The 12,632-nt window shown below is 73.5% G+C and carries 16 protein-coding genes; 9 read left to right on the forward strand and 7 right to left on the reverse strand.

The window, feature by feature from the left end:
- The first annotated feature begins 5 nt into the window (after positions 1 to 5).
- From L615_RS03945 to L615_RS03960, 4 genes are read left to right on the forward strand one after another with little or no spacing between them, the layout of a single operon-like run.
- Positions 6 to 1,676, forward strand: coding sequence for an AMP-binding protein (locus tag L615_RS03945; protein ID WP_145724192.1), 1,671 nt, complete (start codon positions 6 to 8; stop codon positions 1,674 to 1,676).
- Positions 1,673 to 1,876, forward strand: coding sequence for a wax ester/triacylglycerol synthase domain-containing protein (locus tag L615_RS03950; RefSeq protein ID WP_145724193.1), 204 nt, complete (start codon positions 1,673 to 1,675; stop codon positions 1,874 to 1,876). Before L615_RS03945 ends, L615_RS03950 begins: the two co-directional genes overlap by 4 nt.
- Positions 1,873 to 3,186 carry a wax ester/triacylglycerol synthase family O-acyltransferase gene (locus tag L615_RS03955; RefSeq protein ID WP_186449723.1) on the forward strand — a complete coding sequence of 438 codons (1,314 nt, stop codon included), beginning with the start codon at positions 1,873 to 1,875 and terminating at the stop codon, positions 3,184 to 3,186. Before L615_RS03950 ends, L615_RS03955 begins: the two co-directional genes overlap by 4 nt.
- Positions 3,183 to 4,169 (forward strand): alpha/beta fold hydrolase, encoded by a 987-nt coding sequence (locus L615_RS03960; protein ID WP_222430433.1) that lies wholly within the window; start codon positions 3,183 to 3,185, stop codon positions 4,167 to 4,169. Before L615_RS03955 ends, L615_RS03960 begins: the two co-directional genes overlap by 4 nt.
- Here L615_RS03960 and L615_RS03965 read toward each other — a convergent pair.
- Positions 4,151 to 4,582 carry a CBS domain-containing protein gene (locus L615_RS03965; RefSeq protein ID WP_145724195.1) on the reverse strand — a complete coding sequence of 144 codons (432 nt, stop codon included), beginning with the start codon at positions 4,580 to 4,582 and terminating at the stop codon, positions 4,151 to 4,153. The genes L615_RS03960 and L615_RS03965 overlap by 19 nt on opposite strands.
- Positions 4,583 to 4,592: 10 nt before the next feature.
- Positions 4,593 to 5,501: an inositol monophosphatase family protein gene (locus L615_RS03970; protein ID WP_051485764.1), complete on the reverse strand. Its 909-nt coding sequence runs from the start codon at positions 5,499 to 5,501 to the stop codon at positions 4,593 to 4,595.
- A 60-nt stretch (positions 5,502 to 5,561) separates the two neighbouring features.
- Between L615_RS03970 and L615_RS03975 the strand changes: the two genes are divergently transcribed.
- Positions 5,562 to 6,017, forward strand: a complete 456-nt coding sequence (locus tag L615_RS03975; protein ID WP_145724196.1) for a DUF2231 domain-containing protein — start codon at positions 5,562 to 5,564, stop codon at positions 6,015 to 6,017.
- Positions 6,018 to 6,329: 312 nt separating this feature from the next.
- Here the strand turns inward: L615_RS03975 and rsgA are convergent, their stop codons facing one another.
- Genes rsgA through L615_RS03990 form a run of 3 tightly spaced genes read right to left on the reverse strand, consistent with a single transcriptional unit; the run spans position 6,330 to position 9,226 of the window.
- Positions 6,330 to 7,352 carry a ribosome small subunit-dependent GTPase A gene (gene rsgA, locus L615_RS03980; RefSeq protein WP_028655658.1) on the reverse strand — a complete coding sequence of 341 codons (1,023 nt, stop codon included), beginning with the start codon at positions 7,350 to 7,352 and terminating at the stop codon, positions 6,330 to 6,332.
- Between the two features lie 28 nt (positions 7,353 to 7,380).
- Complete coding sequence (aroA, locus tag L615_RS03985; RefSeq protein WP_145724197.1) at positions 7,381 to 8,688, reverse strand: 3-phosphoshikimate 1-carboxyvinyltransferase; 1,308 nt, start codon at positions 8,686 to 8,688, stop codon at positions 7,381 to 7,383.
- Between the two features lie 25 nt (positions 8,689 to 8,713).
- Complete coding sequence (locus L615_RS03990; protein WP_036517649.1) at positions 8,714 to 9,226, reverse strand: DoxX family membrane protein; 513 nt, start codon at positions 9,224 to 9,226, stop codon at positions 8,714 to 8,716.
- Positions 9,227 to 9,276: 50 nt separating this feature from the next.
- On the opposite strand from L615_RS03990, the gene L615_RS03995 reads away from it, so the two are divergent.
- Genes L615_RS03995 through rsrA form a run of 4 tightly spaced genes read left to right on the forward strand, consistent with a single transcriptional unit; the run spans position 9,277 to position 11,764 of the window.
- Positions 9,277 to 10,098: an SOS response-associated peptidase gene (locus L615_RS03995; protein ID WP_051485763.1), complete on the forward strand. Its 822-nt coding sequence runs from the start codon at positions 9,277 to 9,279 to the stop codon at positions 10,096 to 10,098.
- Complete coding sequence (locus tag L615_RS04000) at positions 10,095 to 10,754, forward strand: alpha/beta family hydrolase (protein WP_028655656.1); 660 nt, start codon at positions 10,095 to 10,097, stop codon at positions 10,752 to 10,754. Before L615_RS03995 ends, L615_RS04000 begins: the two co-directional genes overlap by 4 nt.
- A gap of 15 nt (positions 10,755 to 10,769) precedes the next feature.
- The gene (locus tag L615_RS04005; RefSeq protein WP_261376546.1) at positions 10,770 to 11,480 is read left to right on the forward strand and encodes a sigma-70 family RNA polymerase sigma factor; all 711 of its coding nucleotides are present in this window, start codon (positions 10,770 to 10,772) and stop codon (positions 11,478 to 11,480) included.
- Positions 11,480 to 11,764 carry a mycothiol system anti-sigma-R factor gene (rsrA, locus tag L615_RS04010; RefSeq protein ID WP_028655654.1) on the forward strand — a complete coding sequence of 95 codons (285 nt, stop codon included), beginning with the start codon at positions 11,480 to 11,482 and terminating at the stop codon, positions 11,762 to 11,764. Before L615_RS04005 ends, rsrA begins: the two co-directional genes overlap by 1 nt.
- Before the next feature lie 318 nt (positions 11,765 to 12,082).
- Here rsrA and L615_RS24680 read toward each other — a convergent pair whose 3' ends face one another.
- Both L615_RS24680 and L615_RS04015 read right to left on the reverse strand, forming a co-directional pair.
- Positions 12,083 to 12,157 (reverse strand): 50S ribosomal protein bL37, encoded by a 75-nt coding sequence (locus L615_RS24680; protein WP_370249596.1) that lies wholly within the window; start codon positions 12,155 to 12,157, stop codon positions 12,083 to 12,085.
- Between the two features lie 93 nt (positions 12,158 to 12,250).
- Positions 12,251 to 12,631, reverse strand: coding sequence for a thioesterase family protein (locus L615_RS04015; protein WP_261376547.1), 381 nt, complete (start codon positions 12,629 to 12,631; stop codon positions 12,251 to 12,253).
- Position 12,632: the final 1 nt, after the last annotated feature.

Consider the following 12,632-nt stretch of genomic DNA (forward strand, 5'->3'; position numbering starts at 1 on the left):
TCGCGATGAGCCTCCTGCAGAAGCTGCGCACCCAGCTGTGGGTCCTCAGGATGCTCGTCAGCTCGCGGATGCTCGTGCTGATGAGTCCGGCGAAGTACGTCCGCCTCGTCCAGGTGCTGCGCCGCCAGGGCACCAACGCCACCACCGCGTTCTCCATCGCCGCCGTGCGCCGCCCGCGCGGCACCGCGCTCGTCGACGAGCGCGGGTCGCTGACCTGGCAGGAGCTGCAGGACCGCGCCGACGCGCTCGCCGCGGGCCTGCTGGCCGTCGCCGCCGGCCCCGAGGGGGGCATCGACACCCTGGCCGTGCTGTGCCGCAACCACCGCGGGTTCGTCGACTCCCTGCTGGCGAACTCCCGCCTCGGCGGCAGCGCGCTGCTCCTGAACACCGGCTTCTCCGGCCCGCAGCTCGCCGACGTCATGGAGCGGGAGGGCGCCCGGGTCATCGTCTACGACGAGGAGTTCGCCGGCGTCGTCGCGGACGCCCGTGCCCGCATCGGCGGGCTCGTCGAGGTGCTCTCCTGGACCGACGAGCCGGTCGCCGAGGGCGTGCTCAGCACCGAGGGCCTCATCGCCGCGCACGCCGGCCAGGTCCCGCCACGACCGGCCGGCAGCGGCCGGGTCGTGCTGCTCACCTCCGGCACCACCGGCACCCCGAAGGGCGCCCGCCGCAGCGGCGGGGGCGCCGACGAGCTCGCCGGCATGCTGGAGAAGATCCCGTGGCGTGGCGAGGAGACCGCCGTCGTGGTCGCCCCGATGTTCCACGCCTGGGGCTTCGGCCAGCTCGTCGTCGCAGCCACGATGACGAACACCGTGGTCACGCGGCGGAAGTTCGACCCCGAGGCCACGCTGCAGCTCGTCGACGAGCACCGCGCGACCGGCCTCAGCGTCGTACCCGTGATGCTGGAGCGGATCATGGACCTCCCCGCAGAGGTCCTCGACCGCTACTCCCTGCGCTCGCTGCGCTTCGTCAGCGCCAGCGGCTCGCGGATGCGGCCGCAGTCGGTGCTGGCCTTCATGGACCGCTTCGGGGACCTGGTCCACAACAGCTACAACGCCACCGAGGCCGGCCAGATCAGCGTCGCCCGGCCCACCGACCTGCGCCACGCCGCGGACACCGCCGGCCGCCCGGTGCGCGGCACGCTGGTGCGGGTCGTCGACGACGCCGGCCGCGACGTCGGCCCCGACGTGGTCGGCCGGATCCTGGTCCGCGGCGCCTCGCCCTTCGACGGCTACACCGCCGGCGCGGAGAAGGAGTTCATCGACGGCTACATGGTCAGCGGCGACGTCGGGCGGCTCGACGCCGAGGGCCGGCTCTACGTCGTCGGCCGCGACGACGACATGATCGTGTCGGGCGGCGAGAACGTCTACCCGATCGAGGTCGAGAAGGTGCTCGGCGCGCACCCGGCCGTCCGCGAGGTCGTCGTGGTCGGCGTCGACGACGAGGCGTTCGGGCAGCGGCTGGCGGCGTACGTCGTCCTCGACAGCGCTGCCGGTGCTGCCGGTGCTGCCGGTGCTGCCGGTGGCCAGCCGGACGCCGACGACCTCAAGGCGCACGTGCGCAGCCAGCTCGCCGGCTACAAGGTGCCGCGCGACGTCGTCTTCCTCGACGAGCTGCCGCGCAACGCCTCGGGCAAGGTCGTCGCGCGCGACCTGCCGGGAGTGGCGGCGTCGTGACCGCGACGGGCGGCGGGCGGCGGGTGCGCCCGGCCATCGAGCGGATGACCGGCTTCGACGCGGGCTTCCTCTACATGGAGACCCCGTCGGTGCACATGCACACCCTGAAGATCGCGATCCTCGAGGCCGACGAGGCACTGTCGTACGACGCCTTCCAGGCCGGCATCCTGGTATGTCAGGGCCTCTGGTCCCAGTCTTGACGACGCAGAAGCGGCCCCCGCCCCTGCGGCGGCGGGTCGTCGAGGTGCCCTTCGGCATCAACCACCCGGTGTGGGTGACCCAGCGGCGCGGCGCCCCCGCCCCCCCCGCCCGCCGGCACCGGATCGGTGGCGACGGCAGCATGCGCGAGCTCGAGAAGCTGGTCGGGATCATCACGAGCACGCCGCTGCACCGCGACCGCCCGCTGTGGGAGCTGCACTACTGCGAGGGCCTCGAAGGGGGCCGCGTCGCCGTGGTCGGCAAGATGCACCACGCGCTCGCCGACGGCGCCGCCGCGAACGCGCTGCTGGCGAACGTCACCGACGTGCGCACCGCGGCCACGCCCGAGCCGGTGCAGGAGGAGTACGCCACCCGCGACCGGATGCCGAGCCGCAAGAACCTGCTCAAGCACGCGTGGGCCGACGCCGCCCGCCAGGCGTTCGAGCTGCCCGGCCTGCTGCGGCGCACCCTGCGCGGCATCCGGGCCGTGGTCCGCGCCCGCCGGGCCGGAGCCGCCGCGCCGCTGCCGGTGCTGCACGCCCCACGGGTCTCCTTCAACGGCTCGCTCACCCCGATGCGCTCGTTCGCGACGGTCACCCTGCCGCTGGCCGAGATGAAGCGCATGCGCGCCCAGCACCCCGGGGTCACCCTCAACGACGTCGTGCTGGCCATCACCTCCGGCGCGCTGCGCCGCTGGCTCGCCGCGCACGGCGAGCGCCCCGCGTCCTCGCTGCTGGCGGGAGTCCCCGTCAGCACCGACGAGCGGGGCAGCGTGCCGCGGCTCGGCGGCAACCGGGTCTCCAACCTGTTCACCACCCTCGCCACCGACGTCGACGACCCGGCCGAGCGGCTGCGGCGGATCGCGGAGACGACCGCCCACGCCAAGGAGATCCACGCCCGGCTCGGCGCGTCGATCCTCGTCGACTGGTCGCAGTTCACCCCGCCCCGGCCGTTCGCGGCTGCAGTGCGTGCCTACTCCCGCGCCCGGGCCGCCTCCTGGCACCCGCCGGCGTTCTCGGCGATCGTCTCCAACGTGCCCGGACCGCGGGAGCCCGTCGCCGTCGGGGGAGCGCGGCTCGCCGACCTGTTCAGCGTCGGCCCGCTGGTCGACGGCATCGGGCTCAACGTGACGGTGTGGTCCTACGTGGACCGGATGAACTTCTCGCTGCTCGCCTGCCCCGACCTGCTGCCCGACGTGCACGTGCTGGCGTCGTACTTCCCCGACGCGCTGGCCGAGCTCGACCTCGAGGCGGCCGACCGGCCCGCCACCCCCGCGCGGCCCGACGCCCCCGAGCAGAGGAACATCTCGTGACCACCCAGCTGGCCCGCGCCGCGGGCCGCCACGTCCTCAAGGGGTCGTACGTCGCCGCCCGCACCAGCGGCCGGGTCGCCGTCGCCGGCCTGCGCGTCGGCATCCGTGCCACCCAGCAGTTCCCGGACCTGCCCGAGCTCCCCGAGGGGAGGTACGTCGACCTGCCCGGTCGTGGCGAGGTGTACGTCGTCGACACCGGCGCCCCGCGCGAGGGCGCGCCGACGCTGCTGCTCTTCCACGGCCTCGCCACCACGGCGTACCTCAACTGGTTCAGCACCCTCGACGAGCTGCGCGCCGAGAACCGCGTCGTCATGCTCGACCAGCGCTGGCACGGGCGCGGCATCGTGTCCGACCGGTTCTCGCTCGAGGAGTGCGCCGACGACACCGCGGCGGTGCTCGAGCAGCTCGGCGTCGTCCGGGCCGTCGCCGTCGGCTACTCGCTCGGCGGGGCGCTGGCCCAGACGTTCTGGCGCCGCCACCCCGAGCGCACCGCGGGGCTGGTGCTCGCCTCCACGGCCGCCTGCTGGCGGGGCAACCTCGGCGACGCGCTGTTCTACCCGGCGCTCGGCCTGGCCAACGACCGGCTCCGGCCGCACTACCGCTCGCGGGTCGCAGAGGTGCGCAGCGGGCTCGCCGACGTCGCGCTCGCCGGCGCCGAGCTGTCCACGTGGGCATGGGCGGAGTTCCGCAGCACCAGCGTGTGGGCGATGCCCGAGGTGCTCGGCGTGCTCGGCACCTTCGACGCCCGGCCGTGGCTGGGGGAGGTGGACGTCCCGACGGCGGTCGTCGTCACCTCCCGCGACCGCGCGATCAGCCCGTCGCGCCAGCGGGCGATGGCCGCAGCGATCCCCGGGGCCGTCGTGCACGAGGCACCCGGCGGGCACGCCTCGGTCGTCTTCGACGTGGAGCGCTGGCGCCCGGTCTTCCTCCGCGCGGTCGCCGAGGTCGTCGAGCGCGCCGGCAATCAGGCCTGGTGCACGTAGGAGTCGAGCTGGTCCCGCTCGAACTGCAGCTGGTCGATCTTGTGCTTGACCACGTCGCCGATGCTGATGATGCCGATGACGCGGTCGTCCTCCGCGACGGGGATGTGGCGGAAGCGCCCCTCGGTCATCACGTGCATCACCTGGTCGAGGTCGTCCTCGGGGGAGCAGGTGCGCACCTCGGTGGACATGATCGCCGACACCACGTTGTTGATGACGGTGCCGTCGTTGTGCAGCGTGCGGACGACGTCGCGCTCGGACACGATCCCGTCGAGCGTCGTACCGTCCGCGCTGACGAGCACCGCCCCGATGTTGTGCTCCGCCAGCGTCGCGAGGAGCTCGCGCACCCCGGCGTCCGGGCGGATGGTCACCACGTCCTTGATGGCCTTGGCCTTGAGCACGTCACTGATGCGCATGTGACGCAGGTTACTCGGCGGCGGGGTCCCCGTCACCGGTCTCTTCCGCGGCGCGCTGCCGGCGCGCGCGCAGGTCGGACACCGTGCCCGGGCCGGTGCGCGGCCAGTCCGGGTCGTCGTCGCCCCCGCTGGTGCTGCCGATGAACGACAGCGCGGCCTCGTGCAGGTGGCCGTTGCTGGCCAGCGCGTTGCCGCCCCACGGGCCGTCGCGGCCGTCGAGGGAGGTGAACCGCCCGCCGGCCTCGCGCACGATGATGTCGAGCGCGGCCATGTCGTAGACCTCGAGCTCCGGCTCGGCGGCCAGGTCGACGGCGCCCTCGGCGAGCAGCATGTAGGACCAGAAGTCGCCGTAGGCGCGGGTGCGCCACACCCGCCGCATCAGCGCGAGCACGTCCTCGCCGATGCCGCGGTCCTCCCAGCCGCTGAGGGAGGAGTACGAGAACGACGCGTCCTCGAGGCGTCGTACGTCGGAGACCTGGCACTGGGTCGCCTTCATCAGCGACTTGCCGGTCCACGCGCCCTGGTCCTTCGACGCCCACCAGCGACGCTGCAGCGCCGGCGCGGAGACCACGCCGAGCACGACCTCGTCGTCGACCACGAGGGAGATCAGCGTCGCCCACACCGGGACGCCGCGCACGAAGTTCTTGGTGCCGTCGATCGGGTCCACGATCCAGCGGCGCTGCGAGTGCCCGGACGTGCCCTGCTCCTCGCCGGTGACGGCGTCGCGGCTGCGGGCCTTCGACAGGGTGCGCCGGATCGACTCCTCCACGGCCTGGTCGGCGTCGGTCACCGGGGTCAGGTCCGGCTTGCTCATCACGTGCAGGTCGAGCGCGCGGAAACGGGCCTGGGCCAGCGAGTCCGCGTCGTCGGCGAGCAGGTGCGCCAGGCGAAGGTCGTCGGTGTAGTCGGGTGCGGCCACAGGGGCACCCTAGCGGCGTGGGGTGTGGCGGCGCCCCGCGCGGTCGTGCAGGATTCAACCATGGAGATCGACGGCATCCCGCTCCACCCGCTCGTCGTGCACGCTGCGGTCATCCTCACGCCGGTCGCAGCACTGCTCGCGCTGGCCTACCTGGTGCCGTCCTGGCGCGACCGGCKGCGCTGGCCGATGGCCGTCGGTGCGGTGGTGTCGCTCGGTGCGGTGCTGACCGCCTTCCTCACCGGCCGTGACTTCCGCAGCTCGGAGCGCTTCGACACCGCGTCCGGGGAGTTCGCCGAGAAGCTCACCACCCACGAGGACCTCGGCGCCTACCTGCTGTGGTGGACCATCGCCTTCGCCGTGATCGCGCTCGTCAACGCGCTGCTGCACGTCTCGGCGTCCACGACCGCCTGGCTGCGCTGGGTCCTCGGCGCCCTGCTCGCCATCGACGCCCTCGCCGTCCTCGTCATCGTCGTCGTCACCGGCCACTCCGGCGCCGACGCCGTCTGGGGCATGTAGCCGTCCCCACCCCCTCCCGACTCCCACAAGATGTCGAGACGTCACTTGTGGCGGGTCGAGGCGTCACTTGTGGCGGGTTGAGTGGTCACTTGTGGCGGGTTGAGTGGTCACTTGTGGCGGGTTGAGTGGTCATCTGCGGCGGGTCGAGTGGTCACCTACGGCGGGTTGAGTGGTCAGACGCGGCGCGTGCGCGAGAACTGACCAGTCGACCGGCCACGACCGACCACCCGACAGGCCAGAAGTGACCACTCAACCCGCCGGAAGTGACCACTCAACAGGCCGGAAGTGACGTCTCGACGGGGTGGCGAGGGGTCAGTAGTCGGTGACGGAGCGGGCGGCGAGGAGGCGACGGAAGGAGACGACGCGCTCGGGGTCGGCCTCGCCGCTGGCGATCGCCTCGTCCAGGCCGCACTCGGGCTCGTCCTCGCCGTGGGTGCAGCCGCGGGGGCAGTCCTCGGTCATCTCGTCGAGGTCCGGGAAGGCCTCGATCAGGTGCTCGGGCTGCACGTGCGCGAGGCCGAAGGAGCGGATGCCCGGGGTGTCGATGATCCAGCCGCCCTCGCCCCACCCGGCCGGCAGCGGCAGCAGCACCGCGGAGGTCGAGGTGTGGCGGCCGCGGCCGGTCACGGCGTTGACGTCGCCGGTCTCGCGCCGCGCGTCCGGCACGAGCGCGTTGACGAGGGTCGACTTCCCGACGCCGCTGTGCCCGACCAGCACGCTCACCTGACCCGCGAGGCGCTCCTTGACCTCGTCGAGGCCGAGGATCGCCCGCTCCGGCCCGCGGCGGGTGACCACCCAGGGCACGCCGAGGGAGCGGTACGTCGACAGCAGGACCTCGGGGTCGGCCAGGTCGGACTTGGTGAGGCAGAGCAGCGGCGCCAGCCCGGCGTCGTACGCCGCCACCAGGGCGCGGTCGATCAGCCGCGGTCGCGGCTCGGGGTCGGCGAGCGCGGTGACCACGACGAGCTGGGTGGCGTTCGCGACCAGCACGCGCTCGACCGGGTCGTCGTCGTCCGCGGTCCGGCGGAGCACGGTCGAGCGCGGCGTGACCTCGACGATCCGTGCGAGCGAGCCCTCGGCGCCCGACACGTCACCGACGACGCGCACGCGGTCGCCGACGACGACGCCCTTGCGGCCGAGCGGGCGGGCCTTCATCGCCGTCACCACGTGTGCGTCGTCGCCCTCTCCGACGAGCAGCGTGTAGCGCCCGCGGTCCACGGTGACGACGAAGCCGTCGACCGCGTCGTCGTGGGTGGGCCGGTCCTTCGTCCGCGGGCGGGTACGACGGCGGGGACGCTCGTAGTGCTCGACGTCGTGCTCGTCGTAGCGCCCCATCAGCCCTCGCTCCGTCCCTGGCCCGGTCTCAGAACAGCCCGGACCAGAAGGTCGCGAAGTCGGGGAAGGTCTTGCTGGTCGTGGCGACGTCCTCGACGAGTACGCCCGGCACGGCGGCGCCGATGATCACGCCGGCGTGGGCCATCCGGTGGTCGGCGTAGGTGTGGAGGACGCCGGCGGACAGGGGAGCGGGGCGGATGGTGAGCCCGTCGGGGTGCTCGTCGACGTCGGCGCCGAGGGCGCCGAGCTCGGTGGCGAGCGCGGCGAGGCGGTCGGTCTCGTGGCCGCGGATGTGGGCGATGCCGGTGAGCCGGGACGGGGTCTGGGCGAGGGCGCAGAGTGCGGCGACGGCCGGGGCGAGCTCACCGACGTCGTGCAGGTCGGCGTCGAGGCCCTGCAGGCCGCGGTGCCCGCCCTCGGGGCCGGTGACCCGGAGCCCGTCGGCAGTGCGCTCGACGGAGCAGCCCATCCGGGCGAGCAGGTCGCGCAGTGCGTCGCCGGCCTGGGTCGTGGAGTCGGGCCAGTCGCGGACGGTGACCGAGCCGCCGGAGACCGCCGCGAGGGCGAGGAAGGGAGCGGCGTTGGAGAGGTCGGGCTCGATGGCCTCGTCCCGGGCGCCGACCGGACCGGGCGCGACCGTCCACCGGTCGGCCTGGCCGTCGTCGACGGTGACGCCGCGGTCGCGCAGCATGGCGATGGTCATCTCGATGTGCGGCAGCGACGGGATGGGCGCACCCTCGTGCCGCACGTCGACGCCGCCGTCGAAGCGCGCACCAGCCAGCAGCAGGGCGGAGACGAACTGCGACGACGCGGAGGCGTCGATCACCACGGTGCCGCCCGGCACCGAGCCGGAGCCGGCGACCGTGAACGGCAGCGCGCCGGGCTCGCCCTCGGCGGTGTCGTCGACCTGCACGCCGAGGCCGGCGAGGGCGGCGAGGATGCCGCGCACCGGGCGCTTGCGCATGTGCGGGTCGCCGTCGAAGTGCACCTGGCCGTCGACCAGGCCGGCGACCGGGGGCACGAAGCGCATCACGGTGCCGGCGAGGCCGCAGTCCACCGCGGCCCGTCCGCCCGGCACGGCGCCAGTCAACGGGGTCACCGACCAGTCGTCACCGGTGGTGTCGACCGTGGCGCCCAGCGCCGTGAGTGCCTGCGCCATGAGCAGGGTGTCGCGCGAGCGCAGCGCGCGTCGTACGACGGAAGGACCGTCCGAGATCGCCGCCAGCACCAGCGCGCGGTTGGTGAGGGACTTGCTGCCTGGCAGCGCGACAGTGACGTCGACGGGGGCGGAGGCCGTGGGTGCGGGCCAGTGGTCGGCAGGGGCAGGAGTGCTCATCTCCCGCGGAAGTCTAGTGAGCCGGTCAGCCCACCGCTGCCTTCGCCTTTGTGCCGAGCAGGGCGGCCTCGCGGCGGGCGTCGTGCACGGCGTGCGAGGCGCGCCACGCGAGGCCCGGCTTGCCGGCCGTGTCGAGGGCCGCGATCAGCAGCCCGCCGGCCAGCGACGCGTTCTTGGCGAAGTGCACCATCTGCTCCTTGCGCTGCGCCGGGTCGCTTGCCTCCCAGAACCGGTGGTGGCCAGCCGTCGACGGCACCAGGGTCGCGGCGAGCACCGCGGCGGACAGCCGCGGCATCTTGCCGGTCGCGAGCGCGGCACCGGCGGCCAGCTGCAGGGCGCCGCTGATCCGGACCCACGTGGTGGCGTCCTGCGGCACGTGCACCGAGCCGGGGGTGGCGTTCTCGACGGCGGGCGCGAGGGCGTCGGTCAACGGGGCGACCTGCTGGGCACGCTCGGGGGCGTCCTTGAGGTCCTGCACCCCGTTGGCGAGGAAGTACGACGCCAGGAGGGGACGGGCGAGGAGTCTGCTCAGAGCCATGTCCCTGCGTTACCCGGGGCCTGTCCGACCAGACCGCTAGATTGACGGACATGTGCGGTCGGTACGCCTCGAGCCGGAGCCCCGAGGACATCGTCGAGGAGTTCGAGGTCCTCGACCCGCGCCTCGAGCAGGCGCTCCCGCCGTCGTGGAACGTCGCCCCGACCGACGAGGTGTACGCCGTGCTGGAGCGCCGCCCGCGCAACGAGGCCGGTGAGCAGGAGGGCGACCCCGTCCGGCAGCTGCGGACCCTGCGCTGGGGCCTGGTGCCGTCGTGGGCGAAGGACGAGAAGATCGGCAGCCGGATGATCAACGCCCGGATGGAGACGGTCGCCGAGAAGCCCGCCTTCCGCAAGGCGTTCGCGTCGCGCCGCTGCATCATCCCCGCCGACGGCTACTTCGAGTGGTACGAGCTCGAGGACGGCAAGGTGCGCGGCGGCAAGCCGCGCAAGCAGCCCTTCTTCATCACCCCCGAGGACGGCTCGATCCTGGCCATGGCCGGCCTCTACGAGATCTGGCGCAACCAGGCCGTGCCGCCCGACGCGCCCGACGCGTTCCGCTGGACCTGCACGGTGTTGACCACCGCCGCCACCGACGAGCTCGGCCGCATCCACGACCGGATGCCGCTGCTCGTCGACCGCGACAGCCGCGCGGCCTGGCTCGACCCCCGGCACACCATCGACGACCTGTCCGGGCTGCTCACCCCGGCCCAGCAGGGCGGCCTGACGGCCTACCCCGTCTCCACCGCCGTCGGCAACGTCGCCAACAACGGCCCGCAGCTGGTGGAGCCGGTCCCGCTCGCCAGCGACGGTGCTGCCGGAGACGGCACCGCCGGAGCGGGCCCCGACGACGACGCGCAGGGGACGCTGCTGTGAGCGAGGAGCGCCCCGTCCCGACGGCGTACGGCGAGGGCCGGCTCGTGATGCGCCGGGCCCGCCGCCCGGTGGCGACACTGCTGCTCAGCCACGGCGCCGGCGGCGGCATCGAGGCGCGCGACCTCGCCGCGCTCGCCGCCGCGCTGCCCGGCCAGGGCATCAACGTCGCGCTGTTCGAGCAGCCGTGGCGCCGCGCGGGCAAGAAGGTCGCCTCGGCGCCCGCGACGCTGGACGTGGGCCTGCGCGCCGCCGCCGACGCGCTGCGGGTGCGCACCCCGCTCGTCGTCGGCGGCCGGTCCGCCGGGGCCCGGTCGGCCGCACGGACTGCGAAGGAGCTCGGCGCCCAGGGGTGCCTGGCCATCTCGTTCCCGCTGCACCCGCCCGGCAAGCCGGAGAAGTCCCGCCTCGCCGAGCTCGCCGGCGCCGGCGTCCCCACCCTCGTCGTCCAGGGGGAGCGGGACCCGATGGGCCGGCCCGAGGAGTTCCCCGACCCCCTGCCCGGGCGCACGGACCTGGCCGTCGTCCCGGAGGCCGACCACGGCCTCGCCGTACCCAAGCGGGCGGCGCTGACGGAGGCCGACGCGATGGCGATCGTGGTCGAGTCGACCCTGGAGTGGATCGTCCGCGAGGTCGTGGGGAATGACGTCGCGGGCTGAGGCGTTCCTGCCTGCATGACCGCCACGCTCGAGAGGCCCCGGATCGTCGGCCGCGTAGGCTGGGGGGCGATGACAGAGACCTCCGACCTCTCGCCCCTCGACGCCCTCGACGACGCCGAGGTGGTCGACGTCGCCAACGAGACGCCCGAGGAGCGCGCCGCCCGCTTCGAGCGGGACGCCCTGCCGTTCCTCGACCAGCTCTACGGCGCCGCGATGCGGATGACCCGCAACCCCGCCGACGCCGAGGACCTCGTCCAGGAGACCTTCGCCAAGGCGTTCTCGGCGTTCCACCAGTTCAAGCCCGGCACGAACCTCAAGGCCTGGCTGTACCGGATCCTCACCAACACCTTCATCAACAACTACCGCAAGAAGCGGCGCCAGCCGCAGCAGTCCCTCGCCGGCGACACCGGCGACGTCGAGGACTGGCAGCTGGCGCGCGCGGAGGCGCACACCTCGAGCGGCCTGAAGTCCGCCGAGATGGAGGCGCTCGAGCACCTTCCCGACAGCCAGGTCAAGGACGCGCTCCAGCGGCTCCCGGAGGAGTTCCGGCTGGCGGTCTACCTCGCCGACGTCGAGGGCTTCGCCTACAAGGAGATCGCCGAGATCATGGACACGCCGATCGGGACCGTCATGTCCCGCCTGCACCGCGGTCGTCGCCAGTTGCGCGACATGCTCTCCGACTACGTCCGGACCGGGGGAGACGCACCCCTCCAGGGAGGCAAGTGATGTCCACGCACGAGGGGCACCTCCACGACGACCCGAGCAATGCGGACTGCGCGGACTTCCTCGAGCGCATCGTCCGGCTCATCGACAACGAGCTCGAGGCCGGTGACTGCGCGGTCGTCCGCGCCCACATCGAGTCCTGCAGCCCGTGCCTGGAGCGCTACGACCTCCAGCGCACGGTCAAGGCCGTCGTCGCCCGCTCGTGCGGCGAGACCGCCCCCGCCGAGCTGCGCGCCAAGGTCCGCGTCCAGATCCAGCAGATCCAGCTCCAGATCAGCGAGGGCTGACCCTCCCGCTGCCCTGCGCTCGTACGACGAGGTGCGGGTTGTGGTTGTGCGAGGTGCGGGTTGTGGTCGTTCGAGGTGTGCCGTGTGGTTGTGCGAGGTGCGCCTTGTGGTCGTACGAGGTGCGCCGCCACGACTGACACGTCGTACCGCCACAGCTGACACTTCGCGCCGCCACGACCCGCACTTCGCGCCGCCACGACCCGCACTTCGCGCCGCCAGGATCCGCACCTTGCGCCGCCATAACCCGCACCTCGTCGAAAAAAGACGAACCCCCGGACACGGGGTCCGGGGGATTCGAGCGAACGCGCTGAGCGGGGCTCAGCTGTTCGGGCGCTTGCCGTGGTTCGCGCCCTTCTTGCGGCGCGCGCGGCGCTTGCGGCCGGTCTTGCCCATGGTTCCTCCTCGAGTCAGATCGCCCCAGTGTCTCAGGTGCGCGGGGCGGTGCGGAAATCGGCCCGCAGGCCGGTCGGGCGCGGACAGCCGGGGTCAGCGCAGCCGGGACAGGAAGCGCTCGGCGTCGACCACGACGCGGGTGACCTCGCCGGAGCCGACCAGCTTGCCGGGGGAGCCGTCCGGAGCGACGTTGCGGACGGCGACGGCGAAGCGGCGCAGCCGGCCGTCGACGTGCACCTGGCGCGCGGTCACCTCGACCCGGCCGCCGACGGGGGTGGCGGCGAGGTGCTCGATCTCGACCCGGGTGCCGACGCTGGTCTCGCCGTCGAGGAGGTCGTCCTCGACGGCGGTGCAGGTCGCGGCCTCGCACCAGGCGAGCAACCGCGGCGTGCCGAGCACCGGCAGGCTCCCGGAGCCGACCGCGATCGCCGTGTCGGCGTGGGTGACGGTGAAGGACAGGGTCGCGCTGCCCACG

This window comes from Nocardioides sp. J9 (assembly GCF_007829375.1).
Classification (GTDB): domain Bacteria; phylum Actinomycetota; class Actinomycetes; order Propionibacteriales; family Nocardioidaceae; genus Nocardioides.

Excerpts from the sequence above, each read along its gene's own strand:
- rsrA (WP_028655654.1), top strand. The coding sequence starts at position 11,480 with ATGTCCACGCACGAGGGGCACCTCCACGACGACCCGAGCAATGCGGAC.
- rsgA (WP_028655658.1), bottom strand. The coding sequence starts at position 7,352 with ATGGGGCGCTACGACGAGCACGACGTCGAGCACTACGAGCGTCCCCGC.
- L615_RS03945 (WP_145724192.1), top strand. The coding sequence starts at position 6 with ATGAGCCTCCTGCAGAAGCTGCGCACCCAGCTGTGGGTCCTCAGGATG.
- L615_RS03995 (WP_051485763.1), top strand. The coding sequence starts at position 9,277 with ATGTGCGGTCGGTACGCCTCGAGCCGGAGCCCCGAGGACATCGTCGAG.
- L615_RS03965 (WP_145724195.1), bottom strand. The coding sequence starts at position 4,582 with ATGCGCATCAGTGACGTGCTCAAGGCCAAGGCCATCAAGGACGTGGTG.
- L615_RS04005 (WP_261376546.1), top strand. The coding sequence starts at position 10,770 with ATGACCGCCACGCTCGAGAGGCCCCGGATCGTCGGCCGCGTAGGCTGG.
- aroA (WP_145724197.1), bottom strand. The coding sequence starts at position 8,688 with ATGAGCACTCCTGCCCCTGCCGACCACTGGCCCGCACCCACGGCCTCC.
- L615_RS03990 (WP_036517649.1), bottom strand. The coding sequence starts at position 9,226 with ATGGCTCTGAGCAGACTCCTCGCCCGTCCCCTCCTGGCGTCGTACTTC.